The 19,149-nt window shown below is 66.3% G+C and carries 14 protein-coding genes; 10 read left to right on the top strand and 4 right to left on the bottom strand.

Translation table 11 applies throughout. The annotated features are described in order from the left end of the window. Positions 1-7: 7 nt before the first annotated feature. A complete protein-coding gene (gene hemH, locus ACHWUQ_RS04205; RefSeq protein ID WP_394680428.1) occupies positions 8-1,057 on the bottom strand; it encodes a ferrochelatase in 1,050 nt (349 codons plus the stop codon). A 129-nt stretch (positions 1,058-1,186) separates the two neighbouring features. Here hemH and ACHWUQ_RS04200 point away from each other — a divergent pair, with 129 nt between their 5' ends. The 3 genes from ACHWUQ_RS04200 (at position 1,187) to ACHWUQ_RS04190 (ending at position 4,054) form a co-directional block, all read left to right on the top strand. Then, the gene (locus ACHWUQ_RS04200; RefSeq protein ID WP_312527773.1) at positions 1,187-1,930 is read left to right on the top strand and encodes an HAD-IA family hydrolase; all 744 of its coding nucleotides are present in this window, start codon (positions 1,187-1,189) and stop codon (positions 1,928-1,930) included. 127 nt (positions 1,931-2,057) lie between these two features. Then, positions 2,058-3,032: a quinone oxidoreductase family protein gene (locus tag ACHWUQ_RS04195; RefSeq protein ID WP_394680427.1), complete on the top strand. Its 975-nt coding sequence runs from the start codon at positions 2,058-2,060 to the stop codon at positions 3,030-3,032. Positions 3,033-3,118: 86 nt separating this feature from the next. After that, complete coding sequence (locus ACHWUQ_RS04190; protein ID WP_394680426.1) at positions 3,119-4,054, top strand: LysR family transcriptional regulator; 936 nt, start codon at positions 3,119-3,121, stop codon at positions 4,052-4,054. Positions 4,055-4,061: 7 nt separating this feature from the next. Here ACHWUQ_RS04190 and hpnE read toward each other — a convergent pair whose 3' ends face one another. Both hpnE and hpnD read right to left on the bottom strand, forming a co-directional pair. Next, the gene (hpnE, locus tag ACHWUQ_RS04185) at positions 4,062-5,375 is read right to left on the bottom strand and encodes a hydroxysqualene dehydroxylase HpnE (protein ID WP_394680425.1); all 1,314 of its coding nucleotides are present in this window, start codon (positions 5,373-5,375) and stop codon (positions 4,062-4,064) included. Further along, the gene (hpnD, locus tag ACHWUQ_RS04180; protein ID WP_394680424.1) at positions 5,376-6,218 is read right to left on the bottom strand and encodes a presqualene diphosphate synthase HpnD; all 843 of its coding nucleotides are present in this window, start codon (positions 6,216-6,218) and stop codon (positions 5,376-5,378) included. Between the two features lie 579 nt (positions 6,219-6,797). Here hpnD and ACHWUQ_RS04175 point away from each other — a divergent pair. From ACHWUQ_RS04175 to ACHWUQ_RS04155, 5 genes are all read left to right on the top strand, one after another. Then, on the top strand, positions 6,798-7,481 hold the full coding sequence (locus tag ACHWUQ_RS04175) for a response regulator (RefSeq protein ID WP_369460833.1): 684 nt from the start codon (positions 6,798-6,800) through the stop codon (positions 7,479-7,481). After that, a complete protein-coding gene (locus ACHWUQ_RS04170; RefSeq protein WP_394680423.1) occupies positions 7,478-8,815 on the top strand; it encodes an ATP-binding protein in 1,338 nt (445 codons plus the stop codon). Before ACHWUQ_RS04175 ends, ACHWUQ_RS04170 begins: the two co-directional genes overlap by 4 nt. Positions 8,816-8,946: 131 nt before the next feature. Beyond that, the gene (locus ACHWUQ_RS04165; RefSeq protein ID WP_394680422.1) at positions 8,947-9,915 is read left to right on the top strand and encodes a Bug family tripartite tricarboxylate transporter substrate binding protein; all 969 of its coding nucleotides are present in this window, start codon (positions 8,947-8,949) and stop codon (positions 9,913-9,915) included. A gap of 7 nt (positions 9,916-9,922) precedes the next feature. After that, positions 9,923-11,572: a thiamine pyrophosphate-binding protein gene (locus ACHWUQ_RS04160; protein ID WP_394680421.1), complete on the top strand. Its 1,650-nt coding sequence runs from the start codon at positions 9,923-9,925 to the stop codon at positions 11,570-11,572. 85 nt (positions 11,573-11,657) lie between these two features. After that, positions 11,658-13,205, top strand: coding sequence for a DegQ family serine endoprotease (locus ACHWUQ_RS04155; protein WP_239809113.1), 1,548 nt, complete (start codon positions 11,658-11,660; stop codon positions 13,203-13,205). Between the two features lie 183 nt (positions 13,206-13,388). Here the strand turns inward: ACHWUQ_RS04155 and hpnC are convergent, their stop codons facing one another. Beyond that, positions 13,389-14,267, bottom strand: coding sequence for a squalene synthase HpnC (gene hpnC / locus ACHWUQ_RS04150; protein ID WP_394680480.1), 879 nt, complete (start codon positions 14,265-14,267; stop codon positions 13,389-13,391). A 198-nt stretch (positions 14,268-14,465) separates the two neighbouring features. Here hpnC and ACHWUQ_RS04145 point away from each other — a divergent pair, with 198 nt between their 5' ends. After that, positions 14,466-15,677, top strand: coding sequence for an efflux RND transporter periplasmic adaptor subunit (locus ACHWUQ_RS04145; RefSeq protein ID WP_312413289.1), 1,212 nt, complete (start codon positions 14,466-14,468; stop codon positions 15,675-15,677). Between the two features lie 9 nt (positions 15,678-15,686). After that, positions 15,687-18,923, top strand: coding sequence for an efflux RND transporter permease subunit (locus ACHWUQ_RS04140; protein ID WP_394680420.1), 3,237 nt, complete (start codon positions 15,687-15,689; stop codon positions 18,921-18,923). Positions 18,924-19,149 lie beyond the last annotated feature (226 nt).

Genomic DNA, 19,149 nt, shown 5'->3' with positions numbered 1-19,149 from the left:
GGGCAGCTCAGCGGGGCTGGGATGGCGCCGTACCGGTGTCCCAGCCTTGCAGGTGCTGCAGGGCCAGCTCGCGCAGCGCCTGGATCCAGCGGGGCTGGTCGTTCAAACAGGCAATGTAGTCGAACTGCTGGCCGCCTGCATGCACAAAGGCTTCGCGCACCTCCTGGTTGATCTCTTCGAGTGTCTCCAGACAATCGGCGGGAAAGCCCGGGCACATGACCTGCACATGGCGCAGGCCTTGCTGGGCCAGCGCGACCAGGCTGGGTTCGGTATAGGGCTCCAGCCATTTGGCCTTGCCAAAGCGCGACTGGAAGGTCAGCAGGTACTCGCTCTCGGCCAGGCCCAGCTCGGCGGCCAGCAGGCGGGCCGTCTCCTGCGATTGCTGCTGGTAGGGATCACCCAGGCGCACATTGCGCTCGGGAATGCCGTGGAAGCTCATCACCAGCTTGGGCGCGCGGCCGTCCAGCTGCCACTGCTTGCGCACGCTCTGGGCCAGTGCCTGGATATAGCCGGGATCGCGGTGGTAGCTGCGCACAAAGCGGATCTCGGGGATGTCGCGCGCGCTGGCGCACCAGGCATTGACGGCATCGACGACGCTGGCGGTGGTGGTGGCCGAGTACTGCGGGTACAGCGGCAGCACCAGCACGCGGCGCACGCCCTCTGCCTTGAAGGCATCGAGCTGGCTCGCGATCGACGGGTTGCCGTAGCGCATCGCCGGCCGCACCAGCACCTGGTGGCCTGCTTCGCCCAGGGTGCCGCGCAGCAGCTTGGCCTGCTTCTCCGTCCAGACGGCCAGCGGCGAGCCCTCGGGCATCCAGATGCTGCGGTACTTGGCGGCCGATTTGGCCGGGCGAGTGCGCAGGATCACCCCGTGCAGCAGCGGCTTCCAGACCAGCGGCGGAATCTCGACGACGCGCTGGTCGCTCAGGAACTCGGCCAGGTAGCGGCGCGTGGCTGCCGTGGTGGGCGCATCCGGTGTGCCCAGGTTGCACAGCAGGATGCCGGTTCTGTCAGGAAGGGGTTGGCCAAGAGGCTCGGGTCGGAAGCGTGAAACCATGGCTGGGATTGTCGCAGCTTGGCAGCGGGCCCTGGCGCATACCCCTGGCCGCAGCGGGCCTGCGCGCCATTGTCCGACACCGGACCGCTGGGGCGCGCTGGCCCGCAGCGATCCGCTATGCTTGGCGCCATGCTCGATCTCTCCCGAATCCGTGCCATCAGCCTTGATCTGGATGACACCCTCTGGCCGGTGCTGCCGACCCTGAAGGCGGCCGAAGCCGCGCAGCACGCATTTTTGCTGGCCCATGCGCCGGCGACCGCTGCCTTGCTGCAGGACGCGGCCGAGGCCCAGCGCATCCGCCAGTCGGTGCGCGATGACTTTGTGCACCTGTCGCATGACATGACGCATTTCCGCCAGCAGTTCATCCGCCGCGCGCTGCAGCAAAGCGGAGGCGATGAAGCGCTGGTCGAGGCCGTATTTGCCCAGTTCTTTGCCGCCCGCAACCGGGTGACCTGGTTTGCCGAGGTCGAAGACGCGCTGGCCTGGCTGTCCTCGCGCTACCCGCTGGTCGCCGTCTCCAACGGCAATGCCCAGCTGGACCTGGTGGGCCTGTCGCCCTGGTTTGTGGCCAGCACCAGCGCGCGTGAGGTGGGCGTGGCCAAGCCCGACCCGCGCATTTTTACAGCCGCTTCCGAGCGCGCCGGTATCGATCTGCCCGCCTTCTTGCATGTGGGCGATGACGCCGAGCTGGATGTGCAAGGCGCCTTGGCCTGCGGCATGCAGGCCGCCTGGGTGCAGCGCCAGGAGCTGGACCACCACCAGCGCACCGAGGCAGGCCTGGCCTTGCGCTGGCCGTTGAGCAGCCCCCCGCCCCAGGCGCTGGTGCGCAATCTGACCGAGTTGTGTGAGCTGCTGGGGCGGCCCACTGACTGACAGACCGGCATCGCCATGGGCGCTGATTGCTGCACCCACTGCAGCTATCAACTGTATGGCGCACTATTTATCTGTTTCCATGCAGGCTCTAAGCTGGCGCCATCGACAAAACCGCAAGGAGTGATGCATGGCGCAAGTGATTCGTTTGGCAGCGGCCGGTGGCCCGGAATGCATGCAAATGCAGCAGTGGGAAGTGGCCGCACCCGGCCCGGGTGAGGTCTTGCTGGCGCAGCAGGCAGTCGGTGTGAACCCGCTCGATGTGCTGCAGCGCAAAGGTATTGCGCCCATCCCGCTGCCCTCGGGCCTGGGACTGGAAGGCGCAGGCACCGTGCTGGCGCTCGGCGCTGGGGTGAGCCAGTTTGCCGTCGGCGACCGGGTGGCCTATGCCACCGGCCCTCTGGGCGCCTATGCCAATGAACGCCTCTACCCGGCCGAGCGCCTGGTCAAGCTGCCCGATGGTATCAGCGCCGAGCAGGCCGCCGCCGTGCTGTTCAAAGGCATTACCGCGCAGTACCTGCTGACGAGCACCTATGCCGTCGGCCCCGGCACCATCGTGCTGCTCTATGGCGCTTCCGGCGGAGTGGGCCAGCTGATGGCCTCCTGGGCCAAGCACCTGGGCGCTACCGTCATCGGTGTGGTCTCCAAACCGCAAAGCCAGGCACGGGCGCTGGCCGCCGGTTGCGACCAAGCGCTGGTGTTCGATCCCCAGACCCTGGCCGCGCAGCTGCGCGACGCCACCGGCGGCCGCATGGCCGATGTGGTCTATGACGGCCTGGGCAAGCTGTCGTTTGCCGCATCGCTGGACTGCCTGCGTCCCCGGGGCCTGATGGTGTCCTTTGGCGCGACCACCGGTGCACCGCCCGCCATCGACATGGCCACGCTCAACGCCAAGGGCTCGCTCTACATCACCCGCCCCTCGCTGGCCGCGCATACCGCGACCGCGGCCGAGTACCAGCAGCGCGCCAGCGCCGTGCTGCAGGCGGTAGAGCAGGGCATCATCCAACCCGCCATTGGGCGCCGCTATGCACTGGAGGAAGTGGCTGCCGCGCATGCCGATCTGGAGGCGGGGAAGACCCAGGGGGCGGTGGTGCTGCTGCCTTGATGCCAAGCGCTGCGGCGGCGGCATCGCCGCATCGTCCACCGTGTCTTGGCCTATAGTGCGGACACCAGCCACTCCGCCCCACCACCATGCCCCTGCTCGACAGCCAACACGCCGATGAACTCAGCGCCTTGCTGGCGGTGTTCGATGCCGGGTCCTTTGTCGCGGCGGCCGCGCAGCTGCAGCGCCACCCAACGGTGCTGTCGCGCCGACTGAGTGCGCTGGAGGCACGGTTGGGGATTCGCTTGCTGGAGCGGTCCACGCGCCAGCTGCGGTTTACCAGCGCAGGCCAGCATTTTGTGGCCCAGGTGCGCGAGGCCATGGCCTTGCTGGACCAGGCGCAGCGCCAGGCCAGCGAGGCAGCGGCCGTCGTGCGCGGGTCGCTGCGGCTGTCGTTGCCGGCCAGCATGGGGCGGCGCTGGCTCAGCCCCATGGTGGCGGGGTTTGCCAAGGCCCATCCGCAGGTGGTAATGGATGTGGAGTATGCCGAGCGCTTTGTCGACATCATCGGTGAGCATTTTGATGCCGCGATCCGCATCGGTTCGCTGGCCGACAGCAGCCTGGTGGCGACCCGGCTGTGCGACCACCGGCGCCTGGTCTGTGCCGCACCCAGCTACCTGGCCGAGCAGGGCTGGCCGCATACGCCGCAGGATCTGGCCCAGCACCGCTGCCTGGGATTTACCGGGCTGCGCAGCTATCCGCAGTGGCAGTTTTCGCGCGGGGCCGAATCCTGCCTGGTCAGCATCCGCGCCAGCATGGTCAGCAATGACAACGAGGCCCTGCTGGTGGCCGCACGCCATGGCCTGGGCATCATCGCGGGCGGCGACTGGCTGTTGGGCCCCGAGGTGGCAGCCGGCCATTTGCAGGAGGTGTTGCCGCAGTGGCAGCTGCAGGCCGATGCCGGCATCTACCTGGTGCGACCGTCCAGCCAGTGGAGCAGTGCCGCATCCAGCGCCTGGCGTGACTGGGTGATTGCGCATTTTGCGCAGGGTGCGCCTTGGCGCCAGGCGGCGGGCGCTGTTTGATGGGGCTTTAGGCCAGCGCGTGGGCGGCGGCGATGCCGCTGCGCACGGCGCCTTCCAACGTAGCGGGGTAGGGCCCGTCGATGTAGTCGCCGCAGGCCAGCAGGCCGGGCGCAATCACCATGCCGGGGCGCTGCATGCCGGGCGTGCAGGCAAAGGTGGCGCGCTTTTCCACCACGGTTTTGAGGGGCTGCAAGGCCAGGCCCAGTTGGGCTTGTGCCTGGGCGATGACCTGCTGCTCGACCTCGGCGCGGTCGCCTTCGCTGGTGCTGATGACAAAGGCCAAGAGGCCGGCAGGGCCGCCCAGCTGGGCACGGTCAAACACAAACTGTGCGGGCTGGCTGGGGCTGCTGTGCAGCGCCAGCCAGGGCGCATGCAGGCTATGGCCCTGGGCGTCGGGGGCCGGGTTCCAGCCGTAGACGGTGGCAATGGCGGTATGCGTCAGGCGCCCGGCGTCGTCGGCCCAGGCCAGGGCCTCGGCATAGTCGTTGGCTGGATGGGCAAAGGCGGCTTGCACCAGGCGCGCGGCCTCCCAGGCCGGGCAGGCCAGCAGGACCTGGTCATAGTGCTGGCCCTGGAGCTGCCAGCCAGCACCGGCTTGCGCGAGCTGAGCCACCCGGCTGCCCAGATGGCAGTCATGGCCCCGGGCCTGCAGCCAGCTGGCGGCGGCAACGGGAAACAGCTGGCCCAGGTCCACCAGCGGCAGCCAGAAGTGCGAGCCTTTGTCGACCGCGAACAGGCTGTCTTGCAGCACGCGCAGAAAGACCTGGCCGCTGGCCTGGTGCAGGGGGGTGTTCAGCGCGGAGATGCACAGCGGCTCAAAGAACTCGGCCAGCAGGCGGGGGGGCAGACCGGCACAGAGATCGGCCACGCTGGCCTGTGGCGCGCAGCGAAAGCCCTGGCGTTGCCAGGCAGCGGCCCGGCGCAGCAGATGCAGCCGCTCCAGCAAGGACCAACCCTTGGCGGTGGCAATGCCGATCAGCGCGTCCCAGGGCGGTGCGCTGTCGGGAAAACGGATGCCCCGGCCATCGGGGTAGCGCATGGCCAGCGGCCGTTGGATGAACGACGCATCGGTGCTGACGCCTACCCGCTCCATCAGTGCGCGGCAGGCGGTGTAGGCGCCAATCAGAATATGCTGGCCGTTGTCGACGGTGATCTCCTCGCCGCTGGGCAAGGCCAAGGCCAGGCCGCGAGCGCGGCCGCCCCAGTGCGCTGAGGATTCCCAGACGGTCACTTGGTGGGCGCTGACCGAGGCGAGCTCGACGGCGGCGGCCATGCCGGCCCAGCCGCCCCCGACCACGGCGATGCGTTGGCTGCGGGCCACTTACATGCGGCCCAGGGCTTGCATGCGCCAGGCCAGCCAGAACTTGCGCAGCGGCGTCAGACTCACGCGCTGGTGCAGCACCTGGAACTTGTCCTGCTCGATCTCGCGCAGCAGGGTGCGGTAGATGCTGGCCATCATCAAACCGGGCTTTTGCGCACGGTAGTCGGCCTGCGGCAGCAAGGCCAGTGCCTCGTCATAGAGCTGGTGGGCGCGCTGGGCCTGGAAACGCATCAGCGCCTCGAAGCGGTCCGAGTACTTGCGGTTGAGAATCTCGTGCGCCTTTACATCGAACTGCTGCAGCTCGTTGACGGGCAGGTAGATGCGGCCGCGCATCGCGTCCTCGCCCACATCGCGGATGATGTTGGTGAGCTGGAACGCCAGCCCCAGCTTGTGGGCGTACTGCGTGGTTTGCGGGCTGGTCTGGCCAAAGATGCGGGCTGCCACTTCGCCGACGACGCCTGCCACCAGGTGGCAGTAACGCTGCAGACCGGGAAAATCCAGATAACGGGTCTGCTCCAGGTCCATCTGGCAGCCCTCGATCACTGCCAGCAGGTGTTCGGCCTGGATCGAGAAGGCGCTGGCATGCGGCATCAGCGCCTGCATCACGGGGTGGCTGGGCTGGCCGGCAAAGCTCTTGCGGACCTCGCTCTGCCACCAGGCCAGCTTGGTCGCTGCCACGCCCGGGTCGCTCACCTCGTCGACAACATCGTCGACCTCTCTGCAAAAGGCGTAAAAGGCGGTGATCGCTGCACGCCTGTCCTTGGGCAGAAAGAGGAAGGCATAGTAAAAGCTGCTGCCGGAGGCTGCGGCCTTGTTTTGAACATACTGCTGGGGCGTGGTCATAAGCGCCGTATTGTCCCATGGGCCAGAGGCCCGGGAAGCGATTACCCCGGCGACAGCGCTCCAGCCGTTGCCGCGCCTTGCCGGGCGGGTACCTCGGGCGGGGCGCTGCAGCCTGAACTGCCTGCAGCAACGGGGTGAGCGCTTGCACAGCTTTGTTGACATTGCCCGCGGACTGCACTGGCGGATACCAAGGCATGCAGGTTTCTTCAACGAATTCATCGTGGTAGGGCGGTGCGGGAACCAGAAGACCTGGCGTTGCCGAGGGGTCGGAAGTCTTTTGTTGCAATAGTGCCTGGTTATTGACATGTGCCCGTCCATATAATCGCGGTCGCCATGGAGCACTAGGGGGTTCATCCCGCCAGGACGCGAGGACCAAAGCCAACTACAAGTCCGGACGTTCACCGATAAGGCGGTATGCGCGAAGGCAGGTTGCGCACAATGCGATTGACGCAGTGTGTGCCGCTTATTTCTCTGCCAACCATCATGCGGGTCGCGGGCTGATCGCCATTGAGGGGGTCAGCCCGTGTTCCTTCTGGGCCTGCTTCCCATCACGTTATTGGGCGCTTGCATAATGCTGCCATGCGCATACTCCTGGTAGAAGATGATCAGATGATTGGCGAAGTGGTGCTCGATGCACTGCGTGCCGAATCCTGGGCGGTGGATTGGGTCAAGGACGGGGCGATGGCGCAGACGGCGCTGGCGACGGCCGGCTATGACCTGGTGCTGCTGGACCTGGGCCTGCCCAAGGTGGACGGGCTGCAGGTGCTGCGCGAGATGCGTGCGCGCCAGGTCCGCATCCCCGTACTCGTGGCGACGGCGCGTGATGCCATTGCCGAGCGGGTGGCGGGGCTCGATGCCGGCGCTGATGACTACATCATCAAACCCTATGACCTCGACGAGCTGCTGGCGCGCATCCGTGCGCTGCTGCGCCGTGCCAGCGGCCGGGCCGAGCCCGAGTACTGCTGGGGCCAGGTGCGGCTGGTGCCCGCCTCGCGCGAGGCCTTTGTGGCCGGGCAGCCGGTGCAGCTGTCGGCCCGTGAATGGGCGGTGCTCGAGCCCCTGATTGCAAGACCTGGCCGCGTGCTTTCCCGCGCGCAGCTGGAGGAAAAGCTCTACTCCTGGCGCGATGACATCAGCAGCAATGCGGTCGAGGTCTATATCCACGGGGTGCGCAAAAAACTGGGCGCCGAGCTGATCCAGAATGTGCGCGGTCTGGGTTATCTGGTGCCGGTCGAGTCTCCTCCAAATGGGGAGGCCGCTTGAGCGCAGCGCTGTGGGCCGGCCGGCCTTTTTCGCTGCGTGCGCGGCTGATCTGGGCGCTGCTGGCCGTCGTGGTGGTGGCCGCCGGGCTGCAGGCCGTCAGCATTTACCGCACAGCGCGGGCGGAGACCGAGGCGCTGTTCGATGTGCAGATGCAGCGCATTGCGCTGGCGCTGTCGGCCGGGCTGGCCTCCGAGGTGGCCTCGGACGCGCTGGCCGATCCGCAGGCCAAGGCGCAGGACATGATCGTGCAGATCTGGCGCTCCGACGGCATCATGCTCTACCGCTCCAGCAACTCGCGCCTGCTGCCCCAGGTTGCCGTGCTGGGCTTCAGCGATGCGCGCGCCCATGGCGTGGCCTTTCGCATCTATGCGCTGCAGACGCCGACCCAGGTCATCCAGGTGGCGCAGGAGGCGGCATCGCGCGGCCAGATGGCTGGCCAGGTGGCCTTGCGCTCCATCGTGCCGGTGCTGCTGCTGGCCCCGCTGATCATGCTGGTGGTGTGGTGGGTGGTGGCCCATACCTTGGCGCCGCTGGCGCGCACGCGCGAGCAGCTGGCGGCGCGCCAGGCCGATGACTTGTCACCGCTGGCCGACGCCGATCTGCCGCTGGAAGTGCAGCCGCTGGTGCAGGAGATGAACCTGCTGCTGGCGCGCTTGCAGGCCGCGTTTGATGCGCTGCAGCGCTTTGTCGGCGATGCCGCCCACGAGCTGCGCACACCGCTGGCGGCCCTGCGCCTGCAGGTGCAGGGCCTTGCCCGCGCGCCCGATGAAGCTGCGCGGCGTGTGGCCAGCGAGCGGGTGATGGCGGGCATCGACCGGGCCACGCGCATGGTCGAACAATTGCTGCATCTGGCCCGCCAGGAGGCCGGGCAGATGCAGGCAGCGCCTGCGCAGCCGGTCGCCGTGGCCGCGCTGTGCGAGATGGCGGTGGATGAGCTGCAACCGCTGGCCCAGCAGGCGGGCTTGGCGTTGCAGCACCAGCTGGATGACACCCTCGAGCCCGTGCAGGGCCAGGCCGATGCGCTGGGCCTGCTGCTGCGCAATCTGCTGGAAAACGCACTGCGCTACACCCCCACCGGTGGCCAGGTGCTGTGCCGTTGGTACCGCGATGCGCAAGGGCAGCGCGTGCTCAGCGTCGAAGACAGCGGGCCCGGCATCGTCCCCGAGGAGCGCGAGCGGGTGCTGGACCGCTTCTACCGCGTGCCCGGCACCAGCGCGCATGGCAGCGGGCTGGGGCTGGCGATTGTCAGTGCAGTGGCACGCCAGCACGGCGCGCAGCTGCTGCTGGATGCGTCGGAGGAGCTAGGCGGTCTGCGCGTGCGGGTCATCTTCTGAGCGCAAATGGCGCAAACTGATTCGTTGTAAATATCAGCTTATTCAATCTGCGAACTTCTAGGGTTAGCAGGGGGAGGGGGCCGTCGGTACCTAAGGGATAAAGGAGCGCACAAGAACCTCAGGAGACCGGCATGAACCCGTGGAGCATCGCGCTCAGTGCAGCGCTGTTGGGGGTGTGGGGCGCTGCAGCGCAGGCCCAGCCCAAGGCTTTTCCGCAGCAGCCCATCAAGCTGGTGGTGGGTTACTCACCGGGTGGCTCGGTCGATATCGTGGCGCGGCAGTACGGGCAGAAGCTCTCCGAGCTGCTGGGCCAGAGCGTGATTGTCGAGAACAAGGCTGGCGCCAGCGGCACCCTGGCGGCCAATGCAGTGAAGAACGCCACGCCCAATGGCTACACGCTGTACTTTGTCGCCAGCCCCACGATCAGCATCACCCCGGCGGTGACGAACACCAGCTTTGACCCGGTGGCAGACTTCTCTCCCATCGGCTCGGTGGTCAAGTACACCAATGTGCTGCTGGTGGGCGCGCAGTCGCCGTTCAAGTCGCTGCAGGAGCTGCTGGCCTTTGGCAAGGACCATCCTGGCCAGCTGACCTATGCCTCGGCAGGCAATGGCTCGTCCAACCACCTCTCGGGCGTGCTGCTGGCCAAGTACGCGGGCATCACGATGACGCATGTGCCCTTCAAGGGCAATGCACCGGCCATGGCCGAGCTGATGGCCAACCGCGTGTCGATGTTGTTTGACCTGAACACGACGGCGGTCACCCAGGTGCAGGGCGGCAGCGTGCGCGCGCTGGCGCTGACATCGCCGCTGCGCAACCCGCAGCTGCCCCAGACGCCGACGATGGCCGAGTCCGGCTACCCGGACTTCAATTTCGAAGGCTGGATCGGCCTGCTGGCGCCAGCCAAAACGGCACCCGAGGTGGTCGATGCGCTGGCCCAGGCCAACCAGAAAATCCTGGCCGATGCCCGCTTTGTTGCCGACATGGAGCGCTCGGGCTATGCCATCGACCCGGTCAGTACCCGCGATCTGAAAAAACGCATTGCCAGCGACTACCACTTCTTCAAGCAATTGGCTCCGGACGTTCAGGCCAGCGAGTAAACCCACCATGTCACACACCTTCAATATCGGCGACCTGGTCGCCCAGTTCCTGCATGCCATCGATACCGAGCTGGTCTTCGGCATCATCTCGGTGCACAACATCCCGATCATGGATGGCATTGCCCGCCAGGGCGGCATCCGCGTGGTGATGACGCGCGGCGAGATGGGCGCAGCGCACATGGCCGATGGCTATGCCCGGCGCAGCGGCAAGCTGGGTGTGCTGGTCTCCAGCACCGGGCCGGGCGCGGCCAATACAGTGTCGGGCTTGCTGGAGGCATCGTTTGCCTCCACGCCGCTGCTGCATATCACCGGCCAGGTGCCGCGCAAGTTTCTGGGGCGCGATACCGGCGCCACCCACAATGTGCGCGACCAGCTCGGCATGCTGCAATCGGTCTGCAAGGCCAGCTACCGCATTGAGCGGGCCGAAGACGCACTGCGCATCTTGCAGCAGGCGGCCACCGAGGCGCTGGCGGCGCCGATGGGGCCGGTCAGCATCGAGATTCCGATCGATGTACAAAAGCAGCCCATCCCGCAAAGCGACGCGGGCGCAAGCCTGGTGCTGCCGCCCATGCCCGCGCGCTACCGGGCCAGCGATGCCGACATCGCGCAGCTGGCCGAACGCGTGCGTGCGGCGCGGCGGCCCATGCTTTGGGTGGGGCGCGGTGCCATCGATTGCGGCGCGCCCTTGCAGCAACTGCTGGGCATGGGCTTTGGCATGGCATCGAGCTGGGCCGGGCGCGGCATTGTGCCCGAGGACCATGCCTGCAACCTGGGCGGCCTCAACGGCACTGGCGCGCCCGAAGTCATCGACTTTTACAAGACGGTGGATCTGATGATCGTGGTCGGCTCGCGGCTGCGGGGCCAGGAGACCGTGGACCAAAGCCTGGCCTTGCCCGGCCAGCGGGTGCAGATCGACCTGGACCCCGCCGCCGAAGGCCGCAGCTATGACTGCGCGCAGTTTGTCTGTGGCGATGCCCGCGATGTGCTCGAACGCCTGGTGGCGGCGCTGGGCAGCTACCAGGCCGAGCCCGGCTACCGCGAGCAGTTTGCCAATATGAAGCAGCGCGCCCGCCAGGCGTTTGCCGGCACCCTGGGCCCCTATGCCGGTTTTGCCGAGCAGCTCAGAAGCCAGCTGCCGCGCAATGCGGTATGGGCGCGCGATATCACCGTCGCCAACTCCACCTGGGGCAACCGCCTGTTTGAGGTCTATGGCCCCCGCGACGCCATGCACCCGGTGGGCGCTGGCATTGGACAGGGCCTGCCGCTGGGCATAGGTGCAGCCTTTGCGGCCAGGGGCGCCAAGACCGTGGTGCTGAGCGGCGATGCCGGCTTCATGATGAATGTCTGCGAGCTCTGGACCGCCATGCAGGAGCAGCTGGACATGCTGCTCATCGTCATGAACGACGCGGGCTACGGCGTGATCAAGCACATGCAGGATGCCAACTTTGGCGGCCGGCGCGTCTATGGTGATCTGGCGCCGCCGGACTTTGCGCTGCTCGCCCAATCGGCCGGCATGGCCTACCGCAAGCTCGGCCGGGCCGATGGCCTGGCAGAGGCGGTGGCGCAGCTGGCGGGCGCGCCCGGGCTGGCGATTCTGGAAGTGGACATGCTGGCCATCGGTGAGGCGCCGCCTTATTTTCCGTACCAAAAATCCTGAGGCCCTTGCGTCTAAGTTTCTTCTAAGTCTGGGCAGGCACATTAGCCCCATCGACACCATGCAAGTGGTATTTGGGAGTACAAAAATGTCTGTTCCTTCTTTTCAACTCGGTTCGCGCAAACTGGTAGCTGCCTTGCTGACGGCAGGTGTGTTGGGCGGCGTGGGTGCTTCGGCACTGCAGCATGTGCAGTGGAGCGCCCATGCACAAGGCGCGCCTGCGGTGGTGGCGCAAGCGGCCCCGGCTGCGGCGCCGATGGTCAGCCTGCCCAATTTCAGCACCATCACCCAGCAGGCCGGGCCTGCGGTGGTCAACATCAGTGTGCGCGGCACGCGCAAGGTCTCGGACGATGAGGATGACGGCGACGATGCCGACGCCGCGCCCTCGGCCAACCGGGGCCAGCAGATCGACCCCAATGACCCGATGCTGCAGTTCTTCCGCCAGTTCGGCTTTGGCGTGCCGCAGCAAGGCATGCCGCGCGGGTTTGGCCGCCAGGTGCCGCAAGAGGTGCCGATGGCCGGGGAGGGCTCGGGCTTCATCATCAGCCCCGATGGCACGATCCTGACCAATGCCCACGTGGTCAAGGGCGCCAAGACGGTGACGGTCAAGCTGACCGACCGGCGCGAGTTCAAGGCCAAGGTACTGGGCTCGGACCCCAAGACCGATATCGCGGTGATCAAGATCGATGCCAAGGATTTGCCCGTTGCCAAGATTGGTGACTCCAAGGCCATCCAGCAAGGTGAATGGGTGCTGGCCATTGGCTCGCCCTTTGGCTTCGAGAACTCGGTGACTGCCGGTGTGGTCAGCGCCAAGGGCCGTGCGCTGCCCGATGACAGCTCGGTGCCGTTCATCCAGACCGATGTGGCGATCAACCCCGGCAATTCCGGTGGCCCGCTGATCAATGCCCGCGGCGAAGTGGTGGGCATCAACTCGCAGATCTACAGCAAGAGCGGCGGCTACCAAGGCCTGTCCTTTGCGATCCCGATCGACCTGGCGGTCAACATCAAGGACCAGATCGTCTCGCACGGCAAGGTCGACCATGCCCGCCTCGGCGTCGTGATCCAGGAGGTCAACCAGGCCTTTGCCGATTCCTTCAAGCTGCCCAAGCCCGAAGGCGCGTTGGTGGCCAGTGTGGAAAAAGGCGGCCCCGCCGACAAGGCCGGCCTGCAGCCTGGCGATGTGATCACCGGCTACAACGGCCAGGCGATTGTCTCGTCCAACGACCTGCCTGCGGCCATTGCCACGGCGCGGCCGGGCACCCAGGCCGAGCTGCAGGTGTGGCGCGGCGGCAAGGCCACCAGCTTGCAAGCCACGTTGGGCGGCAATGTCAGCAAGGGCGAGCAGGTGGCAGGCAATGAGAAGGTCGGCAAGGGCAAGCTGGGCCTGGCGCTGCGCGAGCTGACGCCGCAGGAAAAGCAGGCCAGCGGCAGCCAGCAGGGCTTGATCGTCGAGCAGGCGGCCGGACCTGCAGCGCTGGCCGGTGTGCAGCCTGGTGATGTGGTGCTGTCGGTCAATGGCGCGGCGGTGAAAGGCATTGAGGATCTGCGCAAGCAGGTGGCGCAGTCCGACAAGTCGGTGGCGCTGCTGATCGAGCGCAATGGCCAGAAGATTTTTGTTCCGGTGCAACTGGGCTGAGCGCCAGTTCAACGGTCCTGAGAAAGGCGAGACCATGACAAGCGTATTCCCCAGCTGGGCAAGGGATGGCTGAGCCCTGAGCCGCCTGGCCGCAAGGCCCGTAAACACTCTCCTCGGGGGTTCCCATAACCCCTTTAGGCCGGATCGCAGGATTCGGCCTTTTTTTTGCGGGTAGATAGCGGCTTACATGCGCCAGGCGCGCCACAGCATCAGCGGCACATCGCCCTTGCCAATGGTGCGGCGCTGCCACAGGCTCTGGCCTTGCAGCGCCTCGACCTTGTCCAGAATGCGCAAGCCCCCTTGCACCACCAGGCGCAGCTCCCAGCCGGCGCGGCCCGGCACGCGGTGCACCAGCGGCGCGCCTTCTTCCATCAGGCGGCGGGCCCAGGCGGCCTGGTCCATCACCAGCTGGCGCAGCGCCGGGCTGTCCTGGCGCTGCTGCATCGCGGCGGCGGTGATGCCGGCGGCCTGGCAGTCGGCATCATTGAGGTAGTAGCGGCCACGCGGAATATCGACCCCCAGGTCCTGCCAGAAGTTGATCAGCTGCAGCGCGCTGCAGATGGCATCGCTCTGGGCCAGCGACGCGGCGTCGTTTACGCCATACAGATGCAGCAGCAAGCGGCCCACCGGGTTGGCCGAGCGGCGGCAGTAGTCAAGCAGCTCGCTGCGGTCGGCATAGCGCGCGCTTCGGGCGGTCTTGTCGATGTCCTGCATGAAGGCGCTGATCAAATCATCCAGCAAGGCGACCGGCAACTGCCACTGCACGATGGCGGCCTGGAGCGGCGCAAACACGGCCTGCCAGCGCGCCTGTGGCGGCTTTCCATCAGCAATATGGGCCAGCGCATCGCGGTAGGCCTGCAGCTCGGCCAGGCGGGCGGGGGCATCGGCGTCGCCCTCGTCGGCAATGTCATCGGCTGTGCGCGCAAAGTGGTAGATCGCGGCGATCGGAGGGCGCAGTGCCGGCGGACACAGCCAGGAGGCCACCGGAAAATTCTCGTAGTGGGTGACGGGCGTGGCGGCAGCCGCGGAAGAGGAGGGCGTGGAATCTTTCACAGCGCCGATGCTAGCGCATCCCGCACGGTGTGGCTGCCAAGCATTGACAGGCGGGAGCGAACTGTCTAAATTAGTGACCGTTTGGTCATTAAGGGCCCTCTGCACAGCGCGCGTCCGGGTGTTGGGCAGCGGGTCCTTGGTGCATTTCCCTCTTTTTCTTCTGCCGGGCCAGGGTCTTCTTGGCCTCTCACCGCCCGCATGCACACCATGTTTCTACCTCTTCGAGCGCCCAGCGCGCGTGCCGCAGTGCTGCTGCTGTCAATGGCGGCATTGGCCAGCTTGACGGCCTGTTCACGCCAGGAGTCCCCGCCCGAGCCGATTCGTGCGGTCAAGCTGCAAACCGTGGGCGCCGCGCCGCTGCAGGCGCAGTCGGCGTTCGCCGGCGATATCCGTGCCCGTACCGAGGCGCAACTGGGTTTCCGGGTGGCGGGCAAGGTGCTCAGCCGCAACGTGGAGCTGGGCCAGGCCATCAAGCCTGGGCAGCTGCTGGCCCAGCTCGATGGTGCTGACTACGCGCTGGCGGCCCAGGGGGCGCAGGCGCAAGTGCAGGCCGCCACCACGCAGCGTGACCTGGAAGCGGCGAACTACCGCCGCTTCAAGGAGCTGCGCGACAAGAATTTCATCAGTGCGGCCGAGATGGAGCGCCATGCGGCGGCGCTGAAATCGGCCCAGGCACAGTTGGACCAGGCCAAGGCCAACGCGGCCAGCCAAAGCAACCAGACGGCCTATACCCGCCTGGTGTCCGAGGTGGCCGGTGTGGTGACTGCGGTGAATGTGGAGCCTGGCCAGGTGGTGTCTGCCGGCACGCCGGTGCTGCGTGTGGCCAAGGATGGTGCGCGTGATGCGGTGTTTGCGGTACCCGAAGACCGCATTGCGCAGCTCAAGCCCGGCCAGCCGGTGCAGGTCAAGGTCTGGCCTGAGGAGCAGTTGCTGGGCGCGCATATCCGCGAAGTGGCAGCCAGCGCCGATGCCGCCACCCGCACCTACCAGGTCAAGGCCTCGCTGGATGCGGCGCCCAATGAGGTGCTGCCCAAGCTGGGCGCCACGGTGACCGTGCTGCCGCCCGAGCGCGCCGCTGGCGCTGACAAGGCGGCCGAGGCGATCAAGCTGCCTTTGTCGGCGCTCTGGGACAAGGCCGGCAGCACCCAGGTCTGGGTGTTTGACCCTGCCAGTTCTACCGTCAACCCCCAGGCGGTGGCGGTGGCGCGCATGGATGGCAATGACGCTGTGATCCAAAGCGGTCTGCAGGCCGGGCAGCAGGTGGTGGTGGCCGGCGTGCATGTGCTCAATGCCGGCCAGAAGGTGACGGTGTTCCAGTCCAAGTACGCAGCCTCCGCGCCTGCGCAGACCCAGGCCGATGCACCGGTGGTGAATGCGCCTGCTGCGGCAGGTGCGGCCGCAGCTGCGCCCAAGCAATAAGAGGTGGCCATGCAAACACCTCAGAACACGCCGCAAGGCGCTGGTCCGTCCTCGCCGGCCCCCGGTCCCGATGGCGAGAAGCACAGCAGCAGCAAGGGCTTCAACCTCTCGCGCTGGGCGTTGCAGCATGTGCCGCTCACACGCTATCTGCTCATCATGCTGCTGGTGCTGGGCATTGGCGCGTATTTTCAGCTGGGCCAGGATGAGGACCCGCCGTTCACCTTCCGTGCGATGGTGGTCTCGGCCGCATGGCCAGGCGCCACGGCCCAGCAGATGGCCGAGCAGGTCACCGACAAGGTCGAGCGCACGTTGCAGGACGTGCCCAATGCCGACAAGATCGTCAGCTACTCCAAGCCCGGCGAGATGCTGGTCATCCTGAATCTGCGCGAAGACACGCGCCCGCAGGATGTGCCGCAGACCTGGCTGGCGGTGCGCAAGAAGGTGGGCGATATGCGCGCCAGCTTGCCCCAGGGCGTGCTGGGGCCCTTCTACAACGATGACTTCGGCGATGTCTATGGCGTCATCTATGCGCTGCAGGGCGAGGGCTACAGCTACGCCGAGCTCAAGGAATATGCCGACAGCGTGCGCCAGAGCCTGCTGCGGGTCAAGGATGTCGCCAAGGTCGAACTCTTTGGTGTGCAGGACGAGAAGCTCTATATCGAGATCTCGCGCAGCAAGCTGGCCCAGTTGGGGCTGGACATGAACCAGGTCATTGCCCAGCTTGGCCAGCAAAACGCCGTGCAAAGCGGGGGCGAGGTCCAGGCCGGTGCCGACCGGGTGCAGGTCGAGGTCACAGGCGAGTTCCGCCAGCTCGACGACGTCAAGGCCATGCCGATCCGTGGGCCCAATGGCAACCAGCTCAAGCTGGGCGATATCGCTGACATCTACCGCAGCTACCTGGACCCGGCCAAGACCAAGGTGCATTACCAGGGCCAGCCGACCGTGGCGCTGGGTATCTCGATGCGCAAGGGCGGCGATGTGATTGCACTGGGCAAGCACCTGCATGAGGCGGTGGACAAGATTGTGCCCACTCTGCCCGCCGGCTTGAGCCTGGAGAACGTGCAGGACCAGCCCAAGGCCGTGTCCACGTCGGTCAACGAGTTTGTGCGCGTGCTGATCGAGGCGGTGGTGATTGTGCTGGCCGTGAGCTTTTTGAGCCTGGGCATGCACATCCGCAAAGGCAAGGATCCGTTGTGGCGCCGCATCACCTTGGACCCGCGCCCGGGGCTGGTGGTGGGCATCACCATTCCGCTGGTGCTGTGCGCCACGTTCCTGGCGATGTGGTACTGGGGCATTGGCCTGCACAAGGTATCGCTGGGCTCGCTGATCATTGCGCTGGGCCTCTTGGTGGACGACGCCATCATCGCCGTCGAGATGATGGTGCGCAAGATGGAAGAGGGCTATGACAAGCTGAGCGCGGCCACCGCCGCCTATGACATCACTGCCAAGCCGATGCTGACGGGCACCCTGATCACGGCGGCAGGCTTCATGCCGATCGGCATTGCCAAGTCCACGACCGGTGAGTACACCTTTGCGATCTTTGCGGTGACCGTGATTGCGCTGGTCATCAGCTGGGTGGCCTCGGTTTATTTTGTGCCTTACCTAGGCACGGTGTTCCTGAAGAAGCCCAAGCATGCGCCGCACGAGAGCGAAGGCGGCGAGCATGCGATGTTCGACACCCCCTTCTACAACCGCTTCCGCCGCACCGTCTCCTGGTGCGTGGAGCACCGCTGGCTGACGATTGGCGCCACGGTGCTGGTGTTTGCGCTGGGCCTGTTTGGCATGGGCAAGGTGCAGCAGCAGTTCTTCCCCGATTCCAACCGCACCGAGATCCTGATGGATGTCTGGCTGCCCGAGGGATCGAGCATGGCTGCCAATGAGGAGGTGACGCGGCGTATCGAGCAGCGCATGCAGGCGCAGGACGGCATCGAGTCCGTCACGTCCTGGATCGGCTCGGGCGTGCCGCGCTTCTACCTGCCGCTGGACCAGATCTTCCCGCAGTCCAATGTGTCGCAGCTGATCCTGCTGCCCCACAGCCTGGCCGACCGCGACAGCCTGATGAAGCGCCTGCCGACCTTGCTGGCGCAGGAGTTTCCGGAAGTGCGGGCCCGCGTCAAGCTGCTGCCCAGCGGCCCGCCGGTGCCGTACCCGGTGCAGTTCCGCGTGATGGGCCAGGACCCCCAGCTGCTGCGTGCGCTGGCCAGCGAGGTGCGTGCCAAGCTGGAGGCCTCGTCCGATATGCGGGGCGTCAATGACAACTGGAACGAGTCCATCAAGGTGCTGCGCCTGGAAGTGGACCAGAGCAAGGCCCGCGCGCTGGGCGTGAGCAACCAGAGCATTGCCCAGGCCACGCGCACCCAGCTGTCGGGCAACACCATTGGCCAGTACCGCGAAGGCGACAAGCTGATCGACATGGTGCTGCGCCAGCCGGTGGATGAGCGCCAGGCCGTCACCGACGTGGGCAATGCCTATGTGGCATCGAGCAGCGGCCAGGCCATCCTGCTGTCGCAGATTGCCAAGCCCAGCTTTGTCTGGGAGCCGGGCATTCTGTGGCGCCAGGGGCGGGAGTATGCGATTACCGTGCAAGGCGATGTGGCCGCCGGCCTGCAAGGCCCGACGGTGACACAAAAGCTCTGGCCTGATCTGCAAAAGCTGCAGCAGGGCTGGGCCGACAAGGGCCTGAACCAGTACCGCATCGAGATTGCCGGTGCGGTGGAGGAAAGCGCCAAGGGCTCGGACTCCATCATGGCGGGCATGCCGATCATGGTGTTCATCGTGTTCACCTTGCTGATGCTGCAGCTGCACAGCTTCAGCCGCTCGGTGCTGGTCTATATCACCGGCTTCCTGGGCATTGCAGGCGTGACTGCGGCCCTGCTGCTGCTGAACCGGCCCTTTGGCTTTGTCGCCTTGCTGGGCGTCATCGCACTGATGGGCATGATCCAGCGCAACTCGGTGATCCTGATCGACCAGATCGAGGCCAACCATGCCGCCGGCCTGTCGACCTGGGATGCGATTGTCGAGGCCGCCACCCACCGGCTGCGCCCGATTGCGCTGACCGCCGCTGCTGCCGTGCTGGCGATGATTCCGCTGTCGCGCAGCATCTTCTGGGGGCCGATGGCCGTCGCCATCATGGGCGGCCTGGTCGTTGCCACGGTGCTGACCTTGCTGGCGCTGCCGGCGATGTATGCGGCCTGGTTCCGCGTGAAAAAGGAGCACAGCGACGTGCCACTGTCGGCTGCCGTTTGAGTGGCTTGCCAGGGACCCTCGGCATAACCCTCGCCAAGCGGGATGGGCGCAGATCGGGATGAGATGCAAGGCGTCTTTTGCAGTCAATAGCGAGCTATTGACAAGGAAGACAACACAGCAGATCGCCCGAGACCGCGTTCAGACCACGGCAGGGAGTTATGCAGAGGGTCCCTTAGCGAGTTTTTGCCGAGGTTTGCCCAAGGCAGCAATGGCTTGCATTAGAATC

Origin of the sequence: uncultured Comamonas sp., from assembly GCF_964277875.1 — a bacterium.
GTDB classification, from domain to species: Bacteria; Pseudomonadota; Gammaproteobacteria; order Burkholderiales; family Burkholderiaceae_C; genus Comamonas; species Comamonas sediminis.
Note: the sequence above shows the minus strand (reverse complement) of the source record. Positions and strands in the feature narration are given on the sequence as shown.